This is a genomic window from Tunturiibacter lichenicola, from assembly GCF_051013355.1.
GTDB lineage: Bacteria > Acidobacteriota > Terriglobia > Terriglobales > Acidobacteriaceae > Edaphobacter > Edaphobacter lichenicola_F.
Genome location: NZ_CP132944.1, coordinates 5,028,316 through 5,054,524 on the forward strand (window position 1 = coordinate 5,028,316; position 26,209 = coordinate 5,054,524).

The window sequence follows — 26,209 nt, forward strand, 5'->3', positions numbered from 1 at the left end:
CCGTCTGCGGTTTTTTTGATTGATGATTCGCTGCTTTAGAAACTGTAGTGACGCGCCAGTTCCGAAATGAACGCGAGGGTTGGGATTATCTCCTCCGTCTGCTCGTTTTCTTAGTGGGCTCTCCGATAGAGAGCGTTAGGCGGATTGATCGCTTATGCTTTCGAGCCCGCTGGAAGGAGTGTCATGACCCTCAATCGATGGTTGCGCGATAAGGCACGTTTTGCAGTGGATCAGATATTTTGCTCCTCGTCGGCGGATGTGCAGCGTGTTGGGAATGTCCATAGCGGGTGGGTGATCAAGCAAGGTCTCGATCCGTTGGTTATCTACTGCGCGGGTGTTGGCCAGGGGATTTCTTTTGAACTGGAGTTGGCGAAGAGTAGTCGTCGGCCGATTCTGGTGTTCGATCCTTCGCCGCGGGGATTGGCAACTATGGCGGAGGTTGATGGTCGCAATATTGAGTTCTTTCCGGTTGGGCTTGCTGCGGTGACGGGTGCGATTGAGTTTTCACTGACGAGACAGGATGGAGAAGTCTCTCGGGCGGTTTCGGATAATGGCTTCGGGAAGGCGTCTTTTGACTGCTGGGATCTGGCGACTGTGATGAGCAGGAATGGTGATACCGCAATCGATCTTTTGAAGATGGATATTGAAGGGTTCGAGTATGAGATTATCGACCAGTTTCTCGACCAAAGGATTCCGGTGCGGCAGTTGTGTGTGGAGTTTCATCCGTGGCTTGCGCCCGGACGCACTTTTGGGCGGACTTTGAAGACGATTGCGAAGCTGTATCGAGCGGGCTACCGCATTATCTATAAACAGCGGGGCGACCATAGCTTCGTTCTGAAGGAGTCGCGGTTCAGGGAGTTGGTGGAGAATAGGGCGGAGGGTCAGGTTCGGTGGGACGAATCTTTGAGTAACGCGCTCATTCGACGGTGATTGTCGGGGTCTTTGTAGGAAATTCAGAGGGTGGTGATTTATACTTGTCGCTTGCCCTGCAACCGGCGTGGCGCTGGTCGAAAGACCTCCCCGCAAGGTCACGCAAAATCCCGGGCACGCGGCCAAATCCTTAGCGGGAGGCGGTGTCGCGCGAAGTGAAGGTTTTAGTTCAGCATGATTCGTATTCTGCAGCAGGACAATCGCATCACGAAGATCATCTTCGCCGTCATTATTGGGTTCGCAGTGATCACGATGGTGATTACGCTGGTGCCCGGCATCTTTGACAACGCGACGGCCAACGACTCGGCCGTGTTTGCCACAGTGAAACAGCCGGGATACTTTGGGCGCGTCTTCGGGGAGAGCACTCCAATCAAGACGGTCGAAGTGAACCAGCTGGCGAGCAGGCAGTTGCAGCAACAGCATTTTCCTGACGCGCTGCTGCCTTACTTCATTCCGCGCGCGGGTCAGATTCTGGTGCAGCGGGCGATTCTGAAGCATGAAGCGGACAGGATGAATCTGCAGGTGAGCGATGAAGACCTGCGTCGGGAGCTGCAGACGGGGCCGTTCGCGCAGTACCTGTTTCCGAATGGCAATTACATCGGCGATGACGCTTACATGAACTTTGTGCAGAGCGCGTTTCAGACGACACGTGGAGACTTCGAGTCGCAGGTGAAGAGCGACATGGAGCTGAACCGGCTGCAGGCGCTGATTACGGGCGGCGTGACGGTTTCGGATAACGCCGTGCGCGAGGCGTACAAGGTCGATGGGACGAAGGTGAAGTTCGACTATGCCGTGGTTTCGTCGGACGAGGTTCGGAAGACGATCAATCCTTCGGATGCGGAGCTGGCGAGCTTCTTCAAGACGAATGCGGCGAAGTATGCGACGGCGGTTCCGGAGACGCGGAAGATTGAGTATGTCTCGTTCGACACGTCGAATCTGCCGGGAGGCAAGCCGCAGATCTCGGATGCGGATGTGCAGGCTTACTACAACGCGCATCAGGATCAGTATCAGGTGAAGGAGCAGGTGAAGGTTCGGCACATCCTGATTGCAGTGCCTTCGGGTGCGGATGCCAAGACCGACGCTGCAGGTAAGGCGAAGGCTGAGGACATTCTGAAGCAGATCAAGGCTGGCGGGAACTTCGCGGATCTGGCGAGCAAGAACTCGGATGACCCGGGCAGCAAGACCCAGGGCGGCGAGCTGGGATGGCTGGATCGCGGCAAGACGGTGCCAGAGTTCGATAAGGTGGCGTTTACGCTGGCACCGGGGCAGACGTCGGATCTGGTGAAGACGCAGTTTGGATATCACATTCTGCAGGTGGAAGAGAAGAAGACGGCGCACCTGCGGCCGGTGTCCGAGGTGAAGGCGGAGATTGTGCCGTTGCTCGAACAACAGAAGGCCGGGGCGGCGGAGCAGACGTTTGCGTCATCGCTGGCGGCTGATGCGAAGAAGAATGGTCTGGAGAAGGCTGCGGCAGCGAAGGGCTTGCACGCGGTGACGACGGACTTTGTTGCCAAGGACGGCGTGATTCCCGGGCTGGCTGATGGTGCTCCGCTGCTGACGCAGGCTTTCTCGGTAGTGAAGGGCGCGGACCCGGCTCCGGTGGCTACCGGCGATGGGTTTGCCGTGTTCCAGGTGACGGATATCAAGGCGGCGCATGCTCCGGAGTTTGCGGACTACAAGTCGCACATTCTTGAGGATTATCGGGAGCAGCAGGTTCCTCAGTTGCTGAGCGCACAGCTGAACAAGCTGGAGGATCGCGCGAAGGTGCTGAACGACCTGAAGAAGGCTGCGGCGGAGATGAACATTCCACTGAAGTCTAGCGAACTGGTTGGCAAGGATGCTCAGGTGCCGGATCTTGGATCGATGAGTGGTCCGGGAGCGGTGGCCTTCTCGCTGCCTAAGGGTGCGATTTCGGCGCCGCTCAATGTTGGGCGTGCTGGTGTGGTGCTGAGCGTGACCGACAAGCAGGAGCCGACCGCTGACGACATCACGAAGAACCTTGCTGCGACTCGTGAGAAGCTTCTGAACGAGCAGCGGGAGGAGATCTTCCGTGTGTATATCGGTGAGCTGACGACGAAGTACGAGAAGAGCGGAGCGGTGCGGTTCTCGAAGAAGCAGGCTGCGCCGGGTGGGACACCGTTTGGCGGCCAGTAGCTAGTTGAAGCGTGAAGGATGCCCTGGGATTGACTCCCCAGGGCATTTTTCTGCGTTTTGATACGGATGTCGCTCGTCGTGACACTGGCTGCTTCTGGCGACCACTCGTGGGTCGTGCTGGTGGCGCGAGCGTGGGAGACGCTGTCTGGTGGTGCGTTAGGGTCGATTGCGGCGAAGTTGGTGGTTCCTCGGCGGCTTCTTCGCTTTGGCAGATGATTGTGCATTCGGCCTCTGGAGTGCTTGTGCCGATAGAGGAAGCGACGAGGGTTCCTTTCCTCAGGATGAGCGCATCAGCTGTGCTGGATTCTGGCATCATAGGGTGCAGCTACAACGAGGGGGCAGGATGAGTGGGGAAGCAACAAATCAAGAGCGGTTGTCGGGGGTTTTGCTGCATGTTACGTCGTTGCCTTCGTATGGTGGAGTAGGCGACTTCGGTCCGGTGGCGTATGCGTTCGTGGATTTTCTGGCTGAGGCTAAGCAAAGACTGTGGCAGGTGTTGCCGCTGAGCCCGACGGGGTATGGGAGCTCGCCTTATTCGGCGCTGTCGGCGTTTGCGGGGAATCCGGTGCTGATCAGCCTGGAGTGGCTGGTGCGCGATGGGTGGATTGCGGGAGAGAAGATTGCAGGGTTGCCGGGGGCTGAGGGTCCGGCTGATTTTGATGCGGCGTTTCGGCTGAAGCTGCCGCTGATTGAAGAGGCGGCGGAGAACTTTCTGGATCGTGCGCCGGATGATAAGCGGGCGAGATTTCAGAAGTTCTGCGAGACCAATAGCTCGTGGCTGCAGGACTATGCGATTTTCAACGTGTTGCGGCGGACGTATGGGTATGCGAGCTGGCATGAGTGGCCGGCAGAGTTTGCGCGGCGGGAACAGGACGCTTTGGGCAAAGTGCTGAACGAACGCGGGCGGGAGTTGGCGCTCGAACAAGTGATTCAGTTCTTCTTCAATGAACAGTGGTGTACGTTGCGGGGGTATTGTGCGCAGCGGAAGATTCGCATCATGGGGGATGTTGCGATCTTTGTGAACTACGACAGCGCCGATGTATGGACGCATCCGGATATGTTCGAGCTGGATGAAGATCTGAAGCCGATACGAGTTTCGGGTGTGCCGCCGGATTACTTTTCTGCGACGGGGCAGAGGTGGGGGAATCCACTTTATAAGTGGGGGCTGCTGAAGGAGCGGGGATTCGATTGGTGGGTGGCACGGATTCGTCGTGCTCTGACGTTGTACGACATTATTCGGCTGGATCACTTTCGTGGATTTGAGGCCTTCTGGTCGATTCCTGCGGAGGAGGAGACGGCGATCAATGGCCAGTGGGTGAAGGCTCCGGGGCATGAGCTGTTTCAGAGGCTGAAGGATGTGTTTGGTGGGGAGTTGCCGTTTGTGGCGGAGGACCTGGGGCTGATTACGCCTGAGGTGGATGAGCTGCGGGAGCACTTTGGGATGCCGGGGATGAGGATTCTGCAGTTTGGATTTTCGGATCGCGGAGCACATCTTTATCTGCCGCATCGGTATGTTCCGAACTCGGTGGCGTACACGGGAACGCATGACAACAATACGACGCAGGGCTGGTGGCGGGATGACATCAGCGACGCGGAGCGTGCGAACGTTCAGACGTATCTGCAGAGGATCGATCACGATGGAGAGGTTGTGTGGGCGATGATTCGGGCGGCGGCGCGGTCGGTGGCGAATCTGTGTGTGTTTCCGCTGCAGGATGTGCTGCATCTGGGGAGCGAGGCGCGGATGAATACGCCTTCGGCGGGGGCGGGGAACTGGACGTGGCGTTACAGTCCTGATGCGCTGCATGCTGACTTTGCGGTTCAGCTTGCCGATCTGATGGTGATGACCGACCGCGACGGGTGGGAGAAGCCGACGGAGGGCGTCGAAGCGGGTAAACCGGTGGAGGAGGCGTCGAAACGGGCAGAGCTGGGCACAACCGTTTAGACTGGAACAAGTATCTTCAATCTTTCAGGAGCACCAAAGCATGCCTCTCTCTGGCGAAGCAATCCGCACTATGAACTACGTTGATGACATCTCAGTAACGCTGCGCCGCATTCTCGCGGTACTGCCGTCGCTGACAGAGGAGGAGCGCCAGCGCGTGTCCGAGCATATCAAGGGTGCAGAGCCGAGCTATGAGTCAGTGATCACGGCTGTCGCGAGCAAAAAGTAATGGAAGCGGCCGGCGCCCGGACGAGCTTCGAGATCGAGAGGGTTGCGATCATCGGAGCCGGGGTGGCCGGCCGCAGCTTTGCTTTAGCGTGTGCTGCTGCGGGCCTCGATGTGGTACTGGAAGATGTGATGCCGGCGAATCTGCGGCGGGCTGAGGCTGAGTATTCGGATATGAGCGCGAGTGTCGTCTCGGGACACGCGGGAAGTCTGGAGCTGGCGTCGACGGTAGAGGATGCCGTGCGTGAGGCCGATGTTGCGGTGGACTTTGTGCCGGATGAGCTGGAGTCGAAGCTCGAGATCTTCAGCATGATCGATCGTATGGCTCCGCCGAAGACGATTCTGTGTACGCCGAGCTATGCGTTGAGCATTACGGATCTGGCGTCGTGTGTGTATCGGCCGGATCGGTGCGTTGCTGTGCGGGGGAACCTGGTGCGCGGGGGTGACTCTGAGGCGCCTATGGTTCGGATGTTGTATCCCGCTGCGGCGAATGATTCGGTACTCTTGGCGATGGGTCGGTTTTTACGCAGGCTGGGAGTTGATGTGCTGGCGGAGACTGATCCTGATGTTCCGGTGCTGATGAAGAACGCGTCGATTGCTGGTCGGTAGTCCTTTCCCTTCTTGTGTTTCTATCTCGCGTTGTGTGAGCAGGGTTTCGACAGTGTTAATTTCGTCACGGCAGGGAACCGTTTCCCATGACTTTGCGTAGACAACAGCAGAGAGTCTTCGTCCAACCAGAGCCCATGCGCGCACTTATCAATATCTTCGCTCAGGTGTTTCGATCGATCGGTGCTAACAAGCTGCGGTCGTTTCTGACGATGTTCGGCATTGCGTGGGGCGTGGCTTCGTTGCTGTTGCTGATTGGCCTGGGTGAGGGGTTTCGCTCCGGGCAACGCAGGGGATTGGCTGAGCTGGGCACCGACGTGATCATGATGTGGGGTGGAACGATTCCTGTTTTGCCGGAGCAGCATGTGGGGATGCGTCCGTATAAGTTGACGATGAGCGATGCGGCGGCGATTCGGTCGGAGGCGCCCGATGTGCGCGCTCTGACTTCGATCATCAATCGTAGCGATTTGAAGCAGGTGAGCGAGTTTTCAAGCGCTGGCGGACAGGTGATGGGGGTTGAGCTCAACTACCCGGAGATACGGAATCTGCCGATCGCGCAGGGTAGATTCCTCAACGAGCAGGATATTACGCAGCGGAGGCAGGTCGTTGTGCTGGGCCAGAAGATGGAGGGTCTTCTGTTTTCCGGGCACCCTTCGCTGGGGGCTTTTATTACGCTGAATGGGTATCGGTTTCAGGTGATAGGGGTCGCGAAGAAGGTGGGACGCGGAAATAACGATGGGGATAATCAGAAGATCTACATTCCGTTGACGACGATGCAGGAGTTCTTTCCGATCACGGGGGACAACATTCCTGAAGATTCTATTTCGTCGATTCAGTATCAGCCGCTGACGGAGGATTTGAACGAGACGGCGAAGTCTGAAGTGCATAAGATCATCGCGGCGCGGCATGGGTTTGATCCGGCGAGGAAAGAGGGTTTCGAAGAGTGGGACACGATCAAGTCGAATCGTATGGTGGGGATGATCTTTACGGCGATGGACGTGTTTCTGGGTGGAGTGGGGATTGTGACGCTGGCGCTGGGTGCGGTGGGGATCATCAACATCATGCTGGTGACGGTGACGGAGAGGACGAAGGAGATTGGTCTGCGGAAGGCGCTGGGAGCTACCAATCGGAGCATTTTGTTTCAGTTCTTTCTTGAGGGGCTGACGCTTACGGCGTTGAGTGGGTTTATCGGGATTATGGGTGCGGCGGCGCTGATGGCAGCGCTTGGGGCAGCCGTGGGGAATAACGATATGGGGTTCGATCCGCCGCGGCTGGTGCCGTGGTCTGCAGCGATGGCGATGGGGACGCTGACGCTGTGTGGGATTGTGGCTGGTCTGTACCCGGCGCGGCAGGCGGCGATGCTGCAGCCGGTGGAAGCACTGCGAAAGGAATAAGGACATGCTGAGCGACATCCTTGGGCAGGCGATTGAGGCGATGAAGTTCAATCGCCGACGTACGCTGATTACGATTGTGGGTATGGCGTGGGGTATCGCGACGGTGGTGCTGTTGCTGGCCTATGGCGCGGGGTTTGGGCAGGCGTTCGAGAATATCTTTGCGCAGTTTGGCACGAACATGATCGGCGTGTTTCCTGGGCGGACGAGTGAACAGGCGGGTGGATCGAAGGCGGGTGTGCAGGTTCGACTGCAGCAAGAGGATGTAGAGCGGATACAGGAGACGGTGCCGGGAGTGATGCGGGTTTCGCCGACGGTTGATAAGACTGTGCCGGTGCAGAACGATCTGCATAGCTATAACTGGGATGTGACGGGGATCATGCCGGACCTGCAGTCGATACAGAGGATCGACGTGGCTCAGGGACGCCTGCTGACAGAGGCAGATGTGCAGCAGCGAGCGCATGTTGCGGTGATCGGGTCTGAGGCAAAGATGAAATTGTTCTCGGGGCTGTATGCGATTGGGGAGAAGATTCGACTGAATGGCGTGAGCTTCGAGGTTGTGGGCGTGATGACGGCGAAGATGCAGGAGGGCGACGACAGCGATATCAATCGGCAGATCAATGTGCCGTTTACGACGATGGGGGACATTAAAGATACGAAGTATCTCGATGGGATCTGGATGGACTACAAGGGCGACCCGAAGATGGTGGAGACGGCGCTGCGCAAGACGCTCGCGGCAGCGCATGGGTACAGGCCGAGCGATCGGCGCGCTGTGTTTGTGGCGAACATCATGGAGCAGTTGACACAGTTTCGGATCATCTCGCTTGGGTTGCAGGTTTTGCTGTCGTTCATTGGTGCGCTGACGCTGGGGATTGCGGGTATTGGGCTGATGAACATCATGCTGGTCAGCGTGCAGCAGAGGACGCGTGAGATTGGCGTGGAGAAGGCGTTGGGTGCGCGGAAGCGGCATATCCTGATGCAATTTTTGGCGGAGGCGCTGGTGATTTCGGGCGTGGGCGGAGTGGGCGGGATTGCGCTGGCCTACGCGGTGGCAAAGGGCGTGGGGAAGATTACGTTTTACAGTGCGTTGGCTTCGAATGCCGATGCGGGCGATATTCATCTGCTGATTTCGCCAAACAGTGTGCTGGTGGCCACGGTGATTCTGGTGATCGTGGGAACGATCAGCGGGATGATTCCGGCGTTGAAGGCTGCGAGTCTGGATCCGATTGAGGCGCTGCGGTACGAGTAGGGGACTGCGCTTTGGTGCGAAGATCTCGTTGTTCGGTACTGCTCATTCCATTATCAAAGTGATGTGCGGAGTTCGCGAAAGTTGGCTAGCATGAAGACTGTCTATCGGCGGTATGCTGCTGTTGGCCATCTACGATTCGCGGAGGCGCGTTGAAGCAGGCGAAAAGTCCTAAAGAGTTTGTGTTCCATCGTCGAGAGCCTGAGATTCAGCGAGAGATGGTTGCGGCGGCGAATGCTGAGGCTTTGTTTGCACGCGATGTTGTGTCGATCTCCGATAGTTTGATTGAAGGGACGCAGTTGGAGAACCGGACGATTGACTCGCTTTTTATAGAGGATTCGGTGGTCGAACGCGTCAACCTGTCGAACAGTGTCTTTGGTTCGATCAAGCTGGCGGATGTGCGTCTGGTGAATTGCGACCTCGGAAATTTAGAGGCCAGAGCTATGAGCCTGGTGAGAGTTGAATTTATCAACTGCCGGATGACGGGGTTTCGTGCGGGGAAGCTGGAGTGTCAGGATGTCTTGATCTCGGAGGGAGATCAGAGGTACTCGCAGTTTCGGTTTTCACTCTTCAAATCGTCGGAGTTTGAGGCTTGCAACTTTGAAGATGCGGATTTCTATGGAGCGGATCTTTCAGGAGCGCGGTTCCGGCGGTGCAATCTTCGCAACGCAGAGATGAGTAAGAGCACGCTTGTGGATGCGGACCTGCGCGGGTCTGTGGTGGATGGGATGCAGTTGAATGCGGAGGACATCAAGGGCGCGGTGGTTGATGCGTCGCAGGCGATGCTGTTCGCTCCTCTTTTGGGTATACGAATTGCGTAGTTAGTTGTCGTTGCGTTGGCACTTGTAGGGGGCCTGCATGAGTGCGCGCGCCTCGTTGATGGCGCCCTGGGTGTTGTCGTTGGTCTGGACGGCGAGGCGGTACTCGTTTACGGCGCGATCACGCTGACCGGTGCAGTCGAAGATGCGGCCGAGTTCGATGTGACTCCAGACCTCGACCCACCTGGGGTCGCCGTCGCCGCGTTGGGCGTCGCGGAAGGAGTTGGCTGCGGATTGATAATTGCGCTGCATGATGAAGATTTCGCCGATGCGATATGCGGCGAGTGAGCTGTTTTTGTTCGCGTCTAGCGCTTTCTGATACTCGATTAGGGCGGCTGTGAGGTCTCCCTGGGCGACTTGCTGCTGGCCGCGGAGGACCGCGACGCGCACGGCGAGATCGGGTGTGCTCTTCAGGAGCCAGTTCTCGGGATCGATGCTGATGCGACGCGGGCGACCGAAGGTTTCGATGGAGTATTGCGAGTCGGAGCCGGAGACGTCGACGCGGCGAATCTCGGTTTTGCCGTCGGTCTCGATGCGGAGTTCGATCGGCATGCGGAAGAGGTCGAGGTCCTGGGTGATTGCGCCTACGGTGCGGAAGCCTTTGTTGTCGCCGAGGCGGAAGACGGAGTATTTGTCAGCGAATGCGGGGGCACCGGTGCCGTCGAGCCACTGGGCGAAGAAGGCCTGAAGCTCGAGGTTGGATTGAGCCTGAGCGAGGGTTTCGACGTTGGAGGTGTGGATGGATTTGTCGGTGTACTGGGTGATGAGGGTGCGGAGGAACTTGAGGAAGACTTCGTTGCCCATCTCCCAGCGGAGCATGTGGAAGACCATGGCACCTTTTTCGAGGGTCATGGATTGGAACTGAGGGGAGAAGGGGTCGAGGCGGCCTATGGTGGTGAGGGGCTCGGTGTCGTAGGCTAGGGCGCCGGCTGAGATGTCGGTGATGGCGTTCTGGAAGGCGGTTTTGCCGGCGGAGTCTTCGAGGTACATGAGCTCGGTGTAGCGGGACATGCCGTTGGTGATCCATGCGTCGTTCATGGTGGCGGGGGAGACCTGGCTGCCCCACCACTGGTGGGCGAGGGTGTTGGAGAGGAGGCGCTGTTCGTTGCGGGCGGCGATGCGGCCTCCAGCGATGGCGGCGATCTCAGGGGCCCATGCGGCGGAGACGGCGTCGTCGGGGAGCTCGACGAGGTTCATGTGGGTGGATTCGGGCTGGCCGAAGGTGCCGGACATGAAGAGGTACTCGCGCTCGGCCTGGCTGGCGAAGTCGTGGGCATACTCTTTGTGCTTTTCGGTGACGTAGACGCGCATGTTGCCGGCGGTGATGGGTTCGATGAACTTGCCGGCGATGATGGTGCCGGGGAATCCGGGCTTGGACCACTTGAAGGTGTGTTCGGTGCGGTTGCCGGGGAGACTCTTGGCCGCTGCTACTCCGGTACCGGAGCCGACGACGCGGAAGTCGGCGGGGACGCGGATGTGCATCTCGGAGGTGAAGCGGTTGGTGAAGAGGCCGGTCATGGGGAACCAGCGACCGGCGTAGAGGAGGATGCTGATGGGGTCTTCGATGGAGGCGAGCTTGATGCCTTCGACGGGACTGGTCTCGGAGCCTTTCAGGGTTCCTGCGTATTCGAAGTGGAAGGTGGTGCTGGTGCCTTTGGGCAGCGGGGTGACTAGGGTGAAGCGGACTGTGCTGTTGTTGGTGAGTCGTTCGGATTCGAGTGGCTGACCTTTGGCGTCAGTGACTTTGGTGAGTTGGAGGCCGTTATTCAGTTCGAAGGTGGGGGCTGTGAGGTCTTCGAGCGCGGTGAAGGTGACGTCGGCGGTGGCGGTGAGGCGGTTGACGGAGGGGTCGAGGTCAGCGCTGATGACGTAGTTGGTGATTTGGAGCTGAGGCTTTGCCGGGGCGGCCCATACCGTGGCCGTGAAGAGGCAGAACAGGAGCGCGATCAGGGCCGGAGTTCGAGGGATGCGGAAGAGAGCAGACATGCAGGCTAAGTTTCCTCAAAACATCATGGTACAGCGGTCGACTCATTAGACGCTTGCAGTTTCGTTTGGGCCACTTTTGAGGGCTTTTCCGGGCAAAAGCTCTTCGACTGCGTTGCAAACCTGCTGGATGGCGGTCAAATTGGAGGCGGGGCGGAGGATGTGGCGGATTTCTGCGAGGTTGGCGATCATCAGTTCGCGGTCAGGGGTGTTGTCGAGCAGGGGCCGTAGGGCGGAGGCCACTCCGTGGGGAGTGAAGTGGGTTTGGAGGAGTTCGGGCACGATCCGGCGGCCGGCGATGAGGTTGACCATGGCGATGGGAAGGTTTGTCTCTGTGTCGCGTCGGGAGGGTGGCCAGACCTCGGGAGGGTAGTGGACGAGGCGCTTTGCGAGCCGGAAGGTCAGGGTAGAGACGCGATAGACGACGATGAAGGGGTTGCCGATGACGGCTGCCTGGACGGTGGCGGTGCCGCTGGCGACGACGCTGGCACGGGCGTGGTGGAGGGCTTCGCGGGCGTCGGGGACCAGACGGATAGTGCGAGGGTGTTCGGTGAACTTCGTCTGGAGTTCTGTGACCAGGTGCTGGACTTGAGCCGCATCGAGCGTGGTGGCTACTGGAAGCAGGAACTCATAGTGGCTGCTTAAGATTTTGGTGGCGTGGTACATCGTGGGGAGGTTGGCTGTGACCTCCTTCCAGCGGCTTCCGGGGACGAGGGCGATCCACTCTTTGGCTAAGCTGAGGTTGTGGGCGGCGGCGTAGTGTTCGCGGGAGATAGTGGGCAGGGGAAGTTCGGCTAAGGGATGGCCGACGAAGGTGGCGTTGACGTGGCGGGCGCGGTAGAAGCTTTCTTCGAAGGGAAAGATGACCATCATGCGGGTGACGCGCTGCTGAACCCACTGGAGGCGGCGGCGCTTCCAGGCCCAGAGCTGGGGGCTGACGAAGTATATGACCGGGATGTTTAGTTTTTTGAGTTCGCGGGCGAGGCGGAAGTTGACGTCGGGGAAGTCGATGAGGATGGCGACTTCGGGGCGGCGTTTTTGGATGGAGGCGACGAGGCGGCGGTACTTGCTGTAGATGTTGGGCATGTGCCGAATGACTTCGGTGATGCCCATGTGGGCTACGTCTTCGGCGCGGACGATGCGGTCGAGGCCGGCTTCCTCCATCTCTTTGCCGCCGAGGCCGAAGCTGGTGAGGTCAGGGTGGCGGGTGCGGAGTTCGGCGAGGAGCTGGGCGCCGTAGTGGTCGCCGCTGGCTTCGCCGGCAGAGAGAAAGATTCGCGGGTTGGAGGTGGTGGCGATGGAACCAGTGTAGATTCTTCTGGAGGTGCTTGCATGGCAAGTGGGACGAAGCGCTTTCGCGCGGTGCTGGAGCCGGCCAGTAATGGGCTGGGGTGGGTGATTGTGTGGCTGCCGTTCGATGCACAGACGGCGTGGAAGAAGATGGTGCGGCTCAGGGTGAAGGTGGAGGTGGGGGGAGAGGTGTTTCGGACGTCGCTGTTTGCGGATGCGGTTCGGGGTGGGTACTACATTCTGGTGAACAAGAAGATGCAGGCGGCTGCGGGGGCGAAGGTTGGGGCAATGGTGGACTTTGCGGTCGAGCCGGACCTGGAGGAGCGCGAGGCGGTTGTTACGCCTGAGTTCGAGCGGCTGCTGAAGCGGGAGAAGAAGCTGGCGAAGTGGTTTGGAGAACAGAGCGAGTCGATGCAGTATGAGGTGGGAAAGTGGCTGGGGGCGGTGAAGGGAGATGAGGCTCGGGTGCGGCGCGCGGAGCAGATGGCGGAGCGGATGTTGCTGACAATGGAGGGAGAGAAGGTGCTGCCGCCGGTGTTGGAGGTAGCGTTTCAGAGGATGCCTGCTGCGCGTAAGGGGTGGGAGTTGATGACGGTGACGCAGAGGAGGAATGGGTTGCTGGCGATCTTCTACTATCAGAGCCCAGAGGCTCGCGAGAAGCGGGTGAAGAAGCTGGTGGAAGAGTGTTTGAAGGTGGCCGAGAGATGAGAGATCGCGTTCTTTCTGTTGCGCTGGATGTGATCGGCCGGGTGTTTCTTCGAAGAGACCGCGAGAATGGCGAGATGCAACGTTTGCTCGATGCGTTCGTGTTCGAGCAGGAGCGTCTGACGATTCGAAGCGGAAGCAGAGATCTGTCTGCTGTGTATGTTCGAGCGAGCGATGATGCACCGGTGTTTCTGATCTGTCATGGGCTTGGAGAGCAGGTTGAGTACTGGAGTGGCGTCCAGAAGTTGCTGAAGGCGATGGGCATCTCGTCGCTCGTGTTCAACTACTCCGGGTATGGCGCGAGTACAGGAAGAGTGAGCGCGGCGAACTGCGAAGAAGATGCGATTGCAGCTTATGGTGAGTTGAAGGGGCGCGGGCACAGGTCTATTTTTCTGCTCGGTTTTTCTCTTGGCAGCGGCGTGGTTTCGGCAGTTGCGCCGAAGCTCGAGGTTGATGGCGTCGTAATTTGCCAAGGGTATTCCACGCTTCGAGAGGCAGCGCTTGCGTTTGGGTTTCGGCGTTGGATGACGCATGCTATGCCCGAAGTCTGGCATAACGTTCGCCGGGTAAGTGAGGGAACAGCTCCGGTTCTGGTGGTCCACAGCGATGCGGATCTACTATTTCCTGTGAGCATGGCCAAGCGAGTCCATGAGGCTTGTGGGGAGAGAGGGGAGTTGATCATTGCTTCTGGATTTGCGCACGATGGGCCGGTCTACTTGCCTACGGAGGTATATTGGCGACCAATCGTGGAGTGGGCGATGCGGATCACTTCGAGGGTCGTTGCGGAGCAGTTGTCGACGGGAGATTAGTCGGCGCTGATGGGTTGAAGGGGGACGGCGTCGCCTCCGGCACCTAGCTCCTGGTCGCGGTACTGGAGTTGGTAGAGCTTCCAGTAGAGGCCGCGTCCGGTGAGGAGCTGCTGGTGGGTGCCGCGCTCGCGGAGCTGGCCTTTGTGCATGACGAGGATGGTGTCGGCGCGCTGGATGGTGGAGAGGCGATGGGCGATGAGGATGGAGGTGCGCCCGGTAATCATGCGGGAGAGCGCGAGGCGGACGCGGAGTTCGGTGTCGGTGTCGACTGAAGAGGTGGCTTCGTCGAGGATGAGGATGCCGGGATCGTGAGCGAGGGCGCGGGCGAAGCTGATGAGCTGCTTCTGGCCGGTGGAGAGAGTGGCGCCGCGTTCGCGGACGGGCTCTTGAAACTGGAGCGGAAGGCTGCGAATGAAGTCGCCTACGTTGACCTCGTCGGCGGCGCGCTGGAGGCGCTCGTCGGTGATCCACTTGGAGCCGAGGCGGATGTTGTCGGAGATGGTGCCGGTGAAGAGGAATGGATCCTGCAGGACGACGCCAAAGCGCTGGCGGAGTTTCTTTAGGTCTTGCTCGCGGACGTCGACGCCATCGACGAGGATGCTGCCGTGCTGGATGTCGTAGAAGCGCATCATGAGGCCGGTGATCGTGGTTTTGCCAGCGCCGGTGTGACCGACGATAGCTGCTGTTTCGTCCGGGTCTACGGTGAAGGTTACGCCGCGAAGGATCCACTCGATGGGCCGGATACCCGCCATTATGCCGGTCTGGTTGCTGAGTTCTTCGTCGGTTGCGCTGGCGATGGTGTTGCGCTCGAATTCTTCGAGCGATTCGTAGGTGAACCAGACGTTGCGGAATTCGACGCGACCGGAGTTGTCGCCTGCGACGGGCGATGGTGGCGAGACGATGGTGGGTTCGGTGTCGAGGAGCTTGAAGACTCGCTCGCTGGCGGCCATTGCGGCCTGGAGGATGTTGTACTTTTCGCTGAGGTCCTGAATGGGCCGGAAGAAGCGCTGTGCGTATTGGATGAATGCGATGAGGATGCCGACAGTGACGACGCTGCTGGCCTTCGGGAGCGCGTGGAGTATGGGCTGAAGCTCGTGTAGTTGTGTGGCCTGGAGGTAGTGCAGAGCGGAGATGCCGCCGCGCCAGATAATGAGTGCGATGGCTGTTGCGCTGAGGAACTCGACTACGGGGTAGTAGACGGCGTAGGCGAAGATGGCGTCGGTCCAGGCTTGTTTGTTCTCTGCGTTGACGGCGGAGTAGTCGTTGAAGGCGCGGCGCTCGCGGTTGAAGAGCTGCACGATAGACATGCCGGAGACGTACTCTTGCGTGAACGTGTTGATGTGTGCGGTGGCGGCGCGCTGGCGACGGTAGCTGTCGCGGACGTGGCGACGGAAGATCTTTGTGACGTAGAGGATCGCCGGAATAACCGAGAGCGCAAGCAGCGCCAGTGGCCAGCTCATTCGCAGCATGATGAGGACGATGAAGAGGAGAACGAAGATGTCTTCAAAGATGGCGAGGACGCCGGAGGTGAACATCTCGTTGAGAGCGTCGACGTCTGAAGTTACGCGCGTGACCAGCTTGCCTACGGGGTTGTGATCGAAGAACGCGGGCTGCATGCGCTGGAGGTGGCGGAAGATCTGACTGCGGAGATCGAACATGATCTTCTGGCCGGTCCACTGCATCATGTAGGTCTGGAGGAACTCAAGGACGTAGGTGAGGAGCAGGGCGCCGAGGTAGAGACAGCCGATCTGGGTGATGCCCGTCATGGGTTTGGAGCTGATGTGCCGCGCAAGCCAGGAGAGCTTTGCTGGCGGGGTGTCGGTCATGTAGGTGTCGACAGCGACCTTGACCAGGTACGGCCCCATAACGTCACTGGAGGCCTTGAAGAGAATGGTCAGAGCGGATAGGCCCGTCTGGAGCTTGTAGGGCTTGAGATAGGTGAGGAGACGCCGCATAAGGCGGGCGTCATAGGCTTTGCCCGCGACTTCGTCGTCCTGCGAGGGCTTTTTCGCGGACTGTTCCTTAGCGTCTTTCGGTTTCTGTTCGTCTGCCATGGGCTATCTCTATTCTAGATGCTTAAGCAGACGGTCGGATTCGGAAGGTACGCACCGCTAGGGTTTTACGGGCGTTTCAACCGCGCCGATCACCTTTCCCTGGCCACTTTGCTGAGCGAAGACGACGATGCGCATGTCGGCTACCTTCGCGTCTGTGGGGGCGTCAAGGCTGAACGAGAGTGGGGCGGTGTTGAGCTGCTTTAGATTGCCGATGCGTTGGAGGCTGCGTACTACGCCAGCGTGCTGCAGGTGGCGGCCGCCGTTTTCTCCTTTGCGAACGTCCGTTGTGTCTACGGGGTCAACGAGCGCGGCGTAGAGGTCGCCGTTCGGATGAGACTGGGTGGCAGATAAGGTGACCGCAGCGGAGACTTTTCGCGCGTCTACGACTGGCTTCGAGAGGGATAAATTGAGCTTCGCCGTCTCGGCGGCGTGGATGATGGCGCGTTGAGCGTGGGCGACGTCGTTGCCGACGAACTGATCGGTTCCGTCGACGACCATCTGTGGGGTGTAGGCACCGTTGGTGTTGAGGTTGGCACTGTATTGATTCTGGCGCTCGGTGTACTGGTGGGAAGAGAAGCGGTCATGCCAGCCGAGGTTGTCCCAGTAGTCGACGTGCTCGCCGAGGATGATGATGTCGGCGTTCGGGATGGGCTGATCGTGGTCGAGCGTTGCAAGCAGAGCATCCGCAGGTGGGCAACTGGAGCAGCCCTCCGAGGTAAAGAGTTCTACCAGGACCGGGGTGCGGTTTGATGTGGTCTGCGTTGCTGTCTGCGCGTGAAGGAGCTTGACCGTGGAAAGCAACGTGAGGGGGAGAGACAGGGCAATGATTGTGGCGCGAAGTTGCAGCATGGGAGCCTCTAGTGGATTAGAGTCGCTGCCGGCGGTTTCGTTACCTCCTCAGAGGTAAATCCCGTGAAACAATTGGCGTGAGGGTGTTTCGATCTGATGGCTGGACCTGTTGGTGTCTATATTTCGGTTCCTTTCTGCAAGGCAAAGTGTACTTTTTGTAACTTTGCCTCGGGAGTGTTTGGCGGGGAGCGCATGCAACAGTATGTGGAGCGGCTTTGCGTTGAGATTCGTGCGGCGCGAACTGCGGCACAGGGCCTGAATGTTTCTTTGCCTAGAGCGGTGGATACGATTTATTTTGGCGGGGGAACTCCGAGTTTGTTATCGGGGGACCAGTTCGGACAGATTTTTCAACATTTGCGCGGAGAGTTCGACGTGGCTGCGGATGCGGAGATCACGCTGGAGTGTGCGCCGGGACAGTTATCTGACGAGACCCTAGATGAGTTGCTTCGGCAGGGGATGAATCGAATCAGCTTCGGCGTGCAGTCGTTTGTGGACCAGGAGGCTGCAGCGGTTGGACGTTTGCACACGCGGCTGCAGTGTGAAGCGGAGCTTGCTCGTGTGAGAGCTGCGGGGCTGAAGGAGATCAATGTCGATTTGATCGTGGGTTTGCCTCATCAGACGGAGCAGAGTTGGCGGTACTCGGTGGAGCAGGCGATTGCTTGCGAGGCGCCGCACATCAGCGTTTACCTGCTTGAGATTGATGAGGAGTCGCGTCTGGGGCGCGAGATGCTGGAGCAGGGAACTCGTTATAGTGCTGGAGCTGTGCCGACTGAGGATGAGGCCGCGGACTGGTATTCGCAGGCTTGTGTTTTGCTTGATGAGGCGGGTGTGCATCAGTATGAGATTTCGAACTTTGCGCGGCGTGGGCATCGGTCGCGGCACAATCTCAAGTACTGGGAGCGACAGCCTTATGTTGGCTTTGGTCTCGATGCGCACTCAATGTTGCACGCCAACGATGGCGCTGTGCGATTTGCCAACACGAGCGATCTTGATCGATATCTCAATAAAGTGGCTGCTGCGACGCCGTTTCAGCTGGTTGAGTCTGAGTTTAAGTCTGATCAGGGGGTAGCTGTTCCGGAGGTTGATATTGTTGGACGCAATGAGGCGTTTGAAGAGTCGCTTTTTTTAGGGTTGCGGCTGGTTGAAGGTGTTGATCTGAACAAGTTGCGGAGCCAGTTTGGCGATGCGATGGTGAAGGATGCTATGCCCGCTCTTCTTGAAGTTTGCGATGCGGGTTTATTGCGGATGAACGCGGATAGTGTGCGGCTGACGCCGCAAGGACGTCTCGTTTCGAATGAAGTGTTCAGTCGCTTGCTGGTACCTGAGGCGGCATTACAAAATTATTTATGACTAAAGAGACAATGGAGAGAATGAACACAATGATTGACCTGCGCAGCGACACCGTCACTCGACCAACCCCAGCCATGCGTGAGGCGATGGCCTCTGCTGAGGTTGGCGACGATGTCTATAGTGAAGACCCCACGATCAATCGGCTGGAGAAAAACGCCGCTGAAGTCTTTGGGAAACAGGCTTCGATTTTTGTGCCGACCGGCACGATGGGGAATCAGATTGCAATTCGCCTGCACACGCAGCATGGGCAGGAGGTTATCTGCGAGGCGCGCTCGCATGTTCTGGACTGGGAGATGGCGATGATGGCGGCGTTTTCGGGCTGCCTGGCGCGGCCTGTTGCTGCTGATAGGGGCATTCTTACGTGGAACCACATTAAGCCGGCGATTGGCGCGAAGATTTATTACCGTGCTCAGACGGGCATGATCAGCCTGGAGAACTCGCACAATATGGCCGGTGGTACGGTGACGCCGCTGCCGGTGTTTGAAGAGATCTGGGCGGGCGCTCGCGAGGCTGGGCTGCCGGTGCATCTCGATGGGGCGCGGGTTTTTAATGCTGCGACGTCGCTTGGCATTAGCGTGGCGAAGCTGACGAGCGGATTTGACACGGTGATGTTCTGTCTGTCGAAGGGGCTGGGTGCGCCGGTTGGGTCGATGTTAGTTGGGAGCAAGAAGGCGATTGAACAGGCTCGAATTCATCGTAAGGCGCTTGGCGGTGGGATGCGGCAGGCGGGTATTCTCGCGGCTGCGGGACTGATTGCGTTGCATGAGATGCCGAAACGACTGCAAGAAGATCATGCGAATGCGCGTCTCCTGGGGGAGGCCGTTGCGGCAGAGACCAAGGTTGCGGAGATTGATCTTAATTCTGTTGAGACCAACATTGTTCTCTTCCATCTGCGTGGTAAAGACGGGGAGACAGGCGGTGATGCTGCTGCATTCAATGCAGCGTTGAAACAAAAAGGCGTGTTGGCGAGCATGACAGGGCCGCATTCCGTTCGACTCGTGACGCATTACGATGTTGATCGTGCGGCGTGCCAGAAAGCTGCTGCGATCGTAACCGAACAATTGCGTTCTTTGTAGGAGAGTAGAGGCGGCGACTGTCTGTTGGGTTAGTCGCCGCCGGCGTTGATGGTCGGATTTGTTGCCAGAAAGACGCTCAGCACTGTGCCGTGGGACACGCCGGTCTTGCTCGTCAAGGCTATCGCGCCCCCGTGTTTATTGACGATTCCTCGGCTCACCCAAAGTCCAAGCCCGGTTCCGTGTTCACCTTTGGTTGTGTAGAACGGCTGGAAGAGGTGTGGCTGTATATCCTCCGGGATGCCGGGGCCGTTGTCCGCTATTGTCACTGTCGCGCCAGGCTGTTGCTTCTGTCCGATTGCGTCGATGCCGGCACATCGTGGCGAAACACTCACCTTCACGGCGCCACCGGGACCTGCTGCTTCTGCGGCGTTGGTGACGAGGTTGGTGAAGACCTGTCGCAGTTCAGCGGGGAAGGCCGCGACCTCGATCGGCTTTGGCATCTCGGTTGAGACCGTGACTCCGAGGTCGCTCAGACGCCTCTCCATCAGGAGGAGAATCTCTTCCAGCATCTCCTTAAGATCGACGACTACTGGAGCCTTCGACTCACGATACAAACCCAGCATGGCTCGGCTGATCTGCGTCACTCGCGCGAGTTCTTGCTCCGCCATATCCATGAAGTGACTAGATTCTTCCTGTGAAGCGCCGTTGCGCATCAGGTAGAGCAGATTCGAGACAGAATCGAGTGGGTTGTGAATCTCGTGCGCGATGGTTGCAGCGAGGCGCCCGGCTACGGCTAGCTTCTCGTTCGCCATGAGGGCCTCTTGAGTCTTGCGCTCCAGTGTGATGTCGCGAAATACGAGGACGATGCCGGTGGTCTCTCCCTTCTTGTCGTGTATGGGCGCAGCGCTGTCGGAGATGTCCATCTCGGTGCCGTCTTTGCGGAGAAGGATCGCGTGATGGTTGGCCATGCTTACGGTCTTGTCGAGGCGCTTGACCTTGGCGACAGGCGTCTCCATGGGCTCGCGGGTCGTCTCGTTGACGATGCAGAAGACCTCTTCCAGAGGGCGGCCGTCGGCTTCGGTCTGACTCCAACCGGTGAGCTCGCGGGCGACGGGATTCATTAGCCGAACGAGCCCTTCGGCATCGCAGGTGATCACTCCGTCGCCGATCGAGTTCAGTGTGGTCCGCAACTGCTGCTCGGATTGGAAGAGCTCTTCTGCCCGGCGTCCCAATATGTCGAGGGAGCTTTGGTAGGCCTCTGAGACGGCGTGAAGTCGGCTTCGGGTAAACAGACCGATCAGGACACCCATTCCAAGGGCGAGCACGAGAAGCCCGAGCAGCATGGAGCGAACCTGACGGTGCCACCGTGCGATACGCCGGGTGCGGCTGGCTTCGGCCTTCTGAATGATGTCGTTGAGGTCGTGACGAACGGCGTCCATGAGGACTTTGCCGTGAAGGTTGAGATCGACGTCGTTGGTTTGGCCACCGCCGCGAACGGTTGCGATGATGGGAAGGGCAAAGGCATCGCGCCAGGTCTGGTGTTCGTCGCGCAGGTCGGCGATGTCGTGCTTCTGGTCGGCGTCGGCCCCGGCGACCTGATCGAGGTTCTGAATCTCCTGCTGGAGGCGGGATTCAGCGTCGGCGAAGGGCTGCAGAAACCTTGTGTCGCCTGTCGTCTCGTAGCCGCGCAAGCCCGATTCTTCATCGACGATCAGCTTTGAGACCAGAGTCGCCTGCGAGATACGGGCGTCAGAGTCCTGAATGAGATTAACGGTCGCGTTGGATCCGCTGATCTGAACGTAGAGCGCGCCAGCTACGACCAGCAGCGCGACCACGGGCAATAGGAAGACCTGTCTCAGGATGGTTTTAAACTGACTTAGATTCACGGTCCTCTCTCTGTCCTTTGGGTTTGCTCAGGAGGTGCTTACTGGATCCAGCAGGCTGGATAGCTTTTCCAGAAGGATCGGCGCACCTTCTCCTTTAGTCATGTAGAGGTCCACCACGTCGGTTACTTCGGCCGAGAGGCCGATGTAAGCGGACAATAAAAGGATAGGAACCTGCGGCTTGGTCTGGCGCATTTTGACCGCCACCTCGCCGCCATGCATTCCGGGCATCGAGTAGTCGAGGACAACGGCCTCTACCGGCTCGGCGGAGAATACCTCGAGGCCGGCTGGTCCGTCGGAGGCCGTCAGAACACGGTATCCTGCGCGCTCCAGCAGAATCTTCCGAACCTCGAGCCCGATCTGCTCATCGTCGACGCAGAGAACGAGATGGGAGTTTTGTTTCATAGATATCCGACCTGTCTCGGCCTGCAGGATTACTCTAGAGTATACGAACGTACCCTTCATACGGTTTACTGTGGACGTTTCATCGTACGTTAGCAATCCCCCGTCAGTGGTGCGCTAACCTGACGTTAATCAAGTTTTGGATCGACAGAGGTTTACGAATTGAGTCAGACGATTTTTGTGTTGGAAGATGACGCGGATATCTCCCGCCTGGTGCAGTACCATCTGGAGAGCGCGGGGTTTACCGTTCGCCCGTATCTGGCTATAAATCAGATACTTACTGATGCTGAACGGCAGCCACCTGCACTTTTTCTGCTGGATATCATGGTTCCCGGGGGCGATGGACTCGACCTTTGCCGGAGATTGCGGCAGAATCCAACGCTCAGTGTCGTGCCGATTATTTTCCTCACGGCTCGTGCGGCTGAGAATGATCGCGTGCATGGCCTCGAGATGGGCGCCGATGACTACATCACGAAGCCGTTTGCGACGCGAGAGCTGGTGGCTCGAGTCAAAGCAGTCCTGCGACGCTTCGAACGGCCGAGTTCTCCCTCTGTACTGAAGTTTGAGAATGTGGAGATCGATGCCAGCGCCATGCAGCTTCGGGTTAACGGCGAGCTGGTCACAACGACTGCAACGGAGTTTCGGCTTCTGGACTATCTCGCCCGTCATCCCGGTCGGGTTTTCAGCCGCGACCATCTTCTGGATGCTGTGTGGGGTGACGCTCGCTTCGTTACTCCGCGCTCGGTCGATGTCTATGTGCGGCGCATCCGGGAGAAGATTGAAGTCGATGCCGAAACTCCGCGGTATCTTAAGACGATGCGTGGTGCAGGGTATCGTTTTGAGATCCCAAAGGCGGCGCAGGCGTAGGGGACAACCGTGAAACGTGGTCTCTTTCTCTCGTTCTTTATCCGAATAGCAATTGCTCTCGGATTTGTCGCCCTGATGAGGGTGTGGTTCGCTCCGCGAGGCTGGGTGATCGGGACGGTGCTCGTCATCGCCTGGGCCGGCATCAACGCTTACCTGTTGACACTCTCGGTACGCCGTAACATCGATCTCCTGCAGACCTCAACCGTCGCTATCCCCGACCGGAGAATCGGAGCGATCGATCATTCGTATAGTGACTTCGATGGTCTAGCCCGTGCCATCTCAGAGGCTTCCGATCACGTGGGCCGAGCCCTGAACGACGCCTCGGAGAGCAGGCGCGAGTTGGAGGCGATGATCGACAGTATGCAGGACGCCGTGATTGCGGTCGACCCGGCTGGTCGAATCCAGTGGACCAATCAACGGATGCAGAAGCTGATTCCGGGCACCTCTTTCAGTAGCTCGATTCGAATCGGCCACGCTCTCGTCCAGACGATTCGCGATCCTGAGATTCTGGACTGTGTGCGTACGTCGCTTGAGTTGCGCATCATCAGCGAAGGTCGCTCCATGTCGCTTTTGCCCGGACGCATCTTCGAGGTCAACGTCTCTCCGATGCCGGGTGGGGGTGCCGTGGCGGTGTTGCACGATATTACCCGTATCGAGCAGGTGGAACGTACCCAGCGTGACTTTGTTGCTAACGTCTCCCATGAGCTTCGTACCCCACTAACCTCGATTACTGGATATGTTGAGACCCTTCTCGACCATGAGGCGTCGTTGAGTAGAGCGGCGCGTGAATTTTTGACGATTATTCTCAAGAATGCCACTCGCATGAACCGCCTGACGGAGGACCTTCTGGTGATGGCGCGAGTTGAGTCGTCCGAACAAGAGCTGCACCCGGCACCCATCCCTGCCGACGTCCTCGTTCGCGACGCGGTCCTTGCTATGAGTGGCCTTGTTCAGGATGCCGAAGCTGTGCTCGAAATCGGGGAGATCTCGACTGCGGAGGTCTTCGCGGATACGGACGCGATCCTTCAAGTTCTCAGCAACCTCATTGAAAATGGCATCAAGTATGGGCAGGCTCGTAACGAGACTCACTGCAGAGTGGTCGTCAGTTCGCGCGACGTGTCTGATCCGATCGAAGCGGTCGAGTTCAGCGTGCGTGATTTTGGCCCTGGAATTGCTTCTGAGCATCTCGGCAGAATCTTCGAGCGCTTTTACCGGGTGGATAAAGCTCGCTCGCGGGAGTCCGGTGGGACTGGCCTTGGACTTGCGATTGCACGGCATATGGTGCAGACCCACGGCGGGTCGATTCGCGCTGAGAGTGAGCTGAATGCGGGGAGTACTTTCATCTTTACCCTCCCAAAAGCTCAATCAGTGGTCGAATAATGCCGTTTTCACCCCGATGTAACCTCCCCGTAACAATTTCCGCTCACACTCGATATGAGATGTATTGACTGATTGAACGATCGATGCATTCTGATCCTAGGGGGAATTAGTGAAACTGAAAGTTATTGCAGCAGGCGTCCTGGCGCTTGTGACTATCGGAGCCAACGCGCAGAACATCAACGGAGCAGGGGCTACCTTTCCGTACCCCATTTACTCCAAGTGGTTTAGTGAGTACAGCCAGCTGCATTCGAATGTGAAGATTAATTACCAATCCATCGGTTCCGGCGGCGGTATCCGTCAGGTCTCCGAAGGCACGGTGGATTTCGGCGCCAGCGACAGCCCGATGACCAACGAGCAGTTGGCCGCGGCGAAGGTCAAGGTGATGCATATTCCGACCGTGCTGGGCGCGGTGGTTCCGGTTTACAACATCCCGGGAATCAATAAAGATTTGAACTTCTCCGGAGATGTGATCGCTGATATTTATCTAGGCAAGATTACCAAGTGGAGTGATCCACGCATTGCGAAAGACAATCCCGGCGCCAATCTTCCGGATAAGGCCATTCTTCCCGTGTATCGGTCGGATGGAAGCGGCACGACCTTTATCTTTACCGACTTTCTATCGAAGGTTAGCTCAGACTGGAATAGCCGGGTTGGTAAGGGCGCCTCGATTAAGTGGCCCACCGGCATTGGTCAGAAGGGAAATGAAGGCGTCTCCGGAATGGTTCGTCAGTCTCCTTTCTCCTTTGGATACGTTGAATTGATTTACGCCGAGACCAATAAGATGAGCTTCGGTGCTGTGCGCAATGCCTCCGGTAAGTTCCTCAAGGCCTCCACGGCAGGCGTGACAGCTGCTGCCGCTGGCGCTGCCAAGACGATGCCCGCCGACTACCGCGTCTCCATCACAAACGCTCCAGGAGCGGATGCGTACCCGATCTCCAGCTTCACGTGGCTGCTGATTCCGGTTCACTCCGCCGATCCGAACAAGGCAAAGGCACTGGCCGACTTCCTCGGGTGGATGCTCGATCATGGCGAAGCCGAGGCCGCTGCTTTAACCTACGCTCCATTGCCGAAGCAGGTGCAGGACATGGTCCGTAAGAGCATTGCAACCGTCAAGTAGTGCAAATGCCGCACGGATTTATGTCGATTCAACTCCGTGCGGCATATTTCTTGACCTATATTCCGGTTCAAGGTTTCAGGCCCGTTACAATCGACCCTTAGAATCAAACCGTCAGGAAATGAGATTGTGTCTTCTATCCGTATGACTCCCGAGCGAGAATCCAGGTCTCCATCGCCTGCAGCGTCGCCCTTGACGAGCCCTGCTCCGGTCACGGCATCGGACGCAGTTGTGGCAGCGCCATCACCAATTCGAGACTTCCTCAGCAAGCGGGGAAGCGGCCGTCTCGCCGATGACAGCTTCGCCGCCGTCATGCTTGTTTGCGCGTGCAGTATCTTCGCAATCGTCATCTTTATCTTCGGCATCCTGGTCATTCACTCCAAGCTGAGCCTGGTCCAGTTTGGCTGGAAGTTCTTTACCCGGCAGGCGTGGGATCCAGTCTCGGGCGACTTCGGCGCGCTGCCGTTTATCTACGGCACGCTTGCAACCTCGCTGCTCGCTCTTTGTATGGCTGTGCCATTGGCCCTCGGCGTAGCAGTTTTTATCACGGAGCTCTGTCCACGTCCGCTCCGCGCCCCGATCTCGTTTCTCACTGAGTTACTCGCAGCCATTCCTTCGGTCGTCTACGGCCTCTGGGCGGTCTTCGTCCTTGTGCCGCTCATGCGTGATGTCATCGGCCCATTCCTCTACAAGACACTCGGCTGGACGGGCTTCTTTGAAGGATCGAACTTCGGCGTCGGTCTCCTGACAGCGAGCATGATCCTGGCAATCATGATTTTGCCGATCATCTCGTCGCTTACTCGCGACATTATGAATGCGGTGCCAAACAGCCAACGCGAAGCAGTTCTTGCGCTGGGAGCAACGCGCTGGGAGATGATCCGCATCGGCGTTCTACGCAACTCGCGCATTGGAATCGTGGGTGCCGTTATGCTTGGTCTCGGCCGCGCGCTGGGGGAGACGATGGCGGTCACAATGGTGATCGGCAACCACCCCGACATCAGCAAGTCGCTGTTTGCGCCTGGATATACGCTGGCCAGCGTCATCGCAAACGAGTTCTCCGAAGCTACTGGCGATCTCTACCTTAGTGCTCTCATTGAGATTGGGCTCGCGCTCTTCCTGGTCACGATCGTCGTCAATGCCATCGCCCGTTTGATGGTCTGGGCAGTTACGCGCAACGCTCCGGCACGGGTGATCTGAC

Annotated in this window: 23 protein-coding genes; 17 read left to right on the forward strand and 6 right to left on the reverse strand. The window is 58.2% G+C overall.

What is annotated here, in order from left to right; all coding sequences use genetic code 11:
- Positions 1-183 precede the first annotated feature (183 nt).
- From RBB82_RS21115 to RBB82_RS21155, 9 genes are all read left to right on the forward strand, one after another.
- Positions 184-930 carry an FkbM family methyltransferase gene (locus tag RBB82_RS21115; RefSeq protein ID WP_433972708.1) on the forward strand — a complete coding sequence of 249 codons (747 nt, stop codon included), beginning with the start codon at positions 184-186 and terminating at the stop codon, positions 928-930.
- A 174-nt stretch (positions 931-1,104) separates the two neighbouring features.
- Positions 1,105-3,084, forward strand: coding sequence for a peptidylprolyl isomerase (locus RBB82_RS21120; protein WP_433972709.1), 1,980 nt, complete (start codon positions 1,105-1,107; stop codon positions 3,082-3,084).
- A 66-nt stretch (positions 3,085-3,150) separates the two neighbouring features.
- Positions 3,151-3,300: a hypothetical protein gene (locus RBB82_RS21125; protein WP_433972710.1), complete on the forward strand. Its 150-nt coding sequence runs from the start codon at positions 3,151-3,153 to the stop codon at positions 3,298-3,300.
- A gap of 127 nt (positions 3,301-3,427) precedes the next feature.
- Positions 3,428-5,026: a 4-alpha-glucanotransferase gene (malQ, locus tag RBB82_RS21130; RefSeq protein ID WP_433972711.1), complete on the forward strand. Its 1,599-nt coding sequence runs from the start codon at positions 3,428-3,430 to the stop codon at positions 5,024-5,026.
- Positions 5,027-5,066: 40 nt separating this feature from the next.
- A complete protein-coding gene (locus RBB82_RS21135; protein ID WP_183761474.1) occupies positions 5,067-5,252 on the forward strand; it encodes a hypothetical protein in 186 nt (61 codons plus the stop codon).
- A complete protein-coding gene (locus RBB82_RS21140) occupies positions 5,252-5,857 on the forward strand; it encodes a 3-hydroxyacyl-CoA dehydrogenase NAD-binding domain-containing protein (protein ID WP_433972712.1) in 606 nt (201 codons plus the stop codon). Before RBB82_RS21135 ends, RBB82_RS21140 begins: the two co-directional genes overlap by 1 nt.
- Positions 5,858-5,991: 134 nt before the next feature.
- The gene (locus RBB82_RS21145) at positions 5,992-7,248 is read left to right on the forward strand and encodes an ABC transporter permease (protein ID WP_433972713.1); all 1,257 of its coding nucleotides are present in this window, start codon (positions 5,992-5,994) and stop codon (positions 7,246-7,248) included.
- A 4-nt stretch (positions 7,249-7,252) separates the two neighbouring features.
- Complete coding sequence (locus RBB82_RS21150) at positions 7,253-8,494, forward strand: ABC transporter permease (protein WP_433972714.1); 1,242 nt, start codon at positions 7,253-7,255, stop codon at positions 8,492-8,494.
- A gap of 149 nt (positions 8,495-8,643) precedes the next feature.
- Positions 8,644-9,312 (forward strand): pentapeptide repeat-containing protein, encoded by a 669-nt coding sequence (locus RBB82_RS21155; protein ID WP_433972715.1) that lies wholly within the window; start codon positions 8,644-8,646, stop codon positions 9,310-9,312.
- Here the strand turns inward: RBB82_RS21155 and RBB82_RS21160 are convergent, their stop codons facing one another.
- On the reverse strand, positions 9,313-11,295 hold the full coding sequence (locus tag RBB82_RS21160) for a M1 family aminopeptidase (protein ID WP_433972716.1): 1,983 nt from the start codon (positions 11,293-11,295) through the stop codon (positions 9,313-9,315). It abuts the gene before it with no gap.
- A 45-nt stretch (positions 11,296-11,340) separates the two neighbouring features.
- On the reverse strand, positions 11,341-12,606 hold the full coding sequence (gene lpxB / locus RBB82_RS21165; RefSeq protein ID WP_433975431.1) for a lipid-A-disaccharide synthase: 1,266 nt from the start codon (positions 12,604-12,606) through the stop codon (positions 11,341-11,343).
- Between the two features lie 18 nt (positions 12,607-12,624).
- On the opposite strand from lpxB, the gene RBB82_RS21170 reads away from it, so the two are divergent.
- Positions 12,625-13,290, forward strand: a complete 666-nt coding sequence (locus tag RBB82_RS21170) for a YdeI/OmpD-associated family protein (RefSeq protein WP_433975432.1) — start codon at positions 12,625-12,627, stop codon at positions 13,288-13,290.
- Positions 13,287-14,096, forward strand: a complete 810-nt coding sequence (locus RBB82_RS21175) for an alpha/beta hydrolase (protein ID WP_433972717.1) — start codon at positions 13,287-13,289, stop codon at positions 14,094-14,096. Before RBB82_RS21170 ends, RBB82_RS21175 begins: the two co-directional genes overlap by 4 nt.
- On the opposite strand, the gene RBB82_RS21180 is transcribed toward RBB82_RS21175, so the two are convergent.
- Both RBB82_RS21180 and RBB82_RS21185 read right to left on the reverse strand, forming a co-directional pair.
- Entirely contained in the window at positions 14,093-16,150 is a 2,058-nt protein-coding gene (locus tag RBB82_RS21180) for an ABC transporter ATP-binding protein (protein ID WP_433972718.1), read from the reverse strand. The genes RBB82_RS21175 and RBB82_RS21180 overlap by 4 nt on opposite strands.
- 57 nt (positions 16,151-16,207) lie before the next feature.
- Positions 16,208-16,999, reverse strand: a complete 792-nt coding sequence (locus RBB82_RS21185; RefSeq protein WP_433972719.1) for a DUF1223 domain-containing protein — start codon at positions 16,997-16,999, stop codon at positions 16,208-16,210.
- 96 nt (positions 17,000-17,095) lie between these two features.
- On the opposite strand from RBB82_RS21185, the gene hemW reads away from it, so the two are divergent.
- Positions 17,096-18,349 carry a radical SAM family heme chaperone HemW gene (gene hemW / locus RBB82_RS21190; RefSeq protein WP_433972720.1) on the forward strand — a complete coding sequence of 418 codons (1,254 nt, stop codon included), beginning with the start codon at positions 17,096-17,098 and terminating at the stop codon, positions 18,347-18,349.
- 29 nt (positions 18,350-18,378) lie between these two features.
- Complete coding sequence (locus tag RBB82_RS21195) at positions 18,379-19,425, forward strand: threonine aldolase family protein (RefSeq protein WP_433975433.1); 1,047 nt, start codon at positions 18,379-18,381, stop codon at positions 19,423-19,425.
- Positions 19,426-19,454: 29 nt separating this feature from the next.
- Here RBB82_RS21195 and RBB82_RS21200 read toward each other — a convergent pair whose 3' ends face one another.
- Positions 19,455-21,251 (reverse strand): ATP-binding protein, encoded by a 1,797-nt coding sequence (locus RBB82_RS21200; protein ID WP_433972721.1) that lies wholly within the window; start codon positions 21,249-21,251, stop codon positions 19,455-19,457.
- Positions 21,252-21,278: 27 nt separating this feature from the next.
- The gene (locus RBB82_RS21205; protein WP_433972722.1) at positions 21,279-21,653 is read right to left on the reverse strand and encodes a response regulator; all 375 of its coding nucleotides are present in this window, start codon (positions 21,651-21,653) and stop codon (positions 21,279-21,281) included.
- A gap of 159 nt (positions 21,654-21,812) precedes the next feature.
- On the opposite strand from RBB82_RS21205, the gene RBB82_RS21210 reads away from it, so the two are divergent.
- The 4 genes from RBB82_RS21210 (at position 21,813) to pstC (ending at position 26,208) form a co-directional block, all read left to right on the forward strand.
- A complete protein-coding gene (locus RBB82_RS21210) occupies positions 21,813-22,517 on the forward strand; it encodes a winged helix-turn-helix domain-containing protein (RefSeq protein WP_433972723.1) in 705 nt (234 codons plus the stop codon).
- 9 nt (positions 22,518-22,526) lie between these two features.
- Complete coding sequence (locus tag RBB82_RS21215) at positions 22,527-23,897, forward strand: sensor histidine kinase (protein ID WP_433972724.1); 1,371 nt, start codon at positions 22,527-22,529, stop codon at positions 23,895-23,897.
- Positions 23,898-24,006: 109 nt separating this feature from the next.
- Entirely contained in the window at positions 24,007-25,014 is a 1,008-nt protein-coding gene (gene pstS / locus RBB82_RS21220) for a phosphate ABC transporter substrate-binding protein PstS (RefSeq protein ID WP_433972725.1), read from the forward strand.
- 141 nt (positions 25,015-25,155) lie between these two features.
- Complete coding sequence (gene pstC, locus RBB82_RS21225) at positions 25,156-26,208, forward strand: phosphate ABC transporter permease subunit PstC (protein ID WP_433975434.1); 1,053 nt, start codon at positions 25,156-25,158, stop codon at positions 26,206-26,208.
- Position 26,209 lies beyond the last annotated feature (1 nt).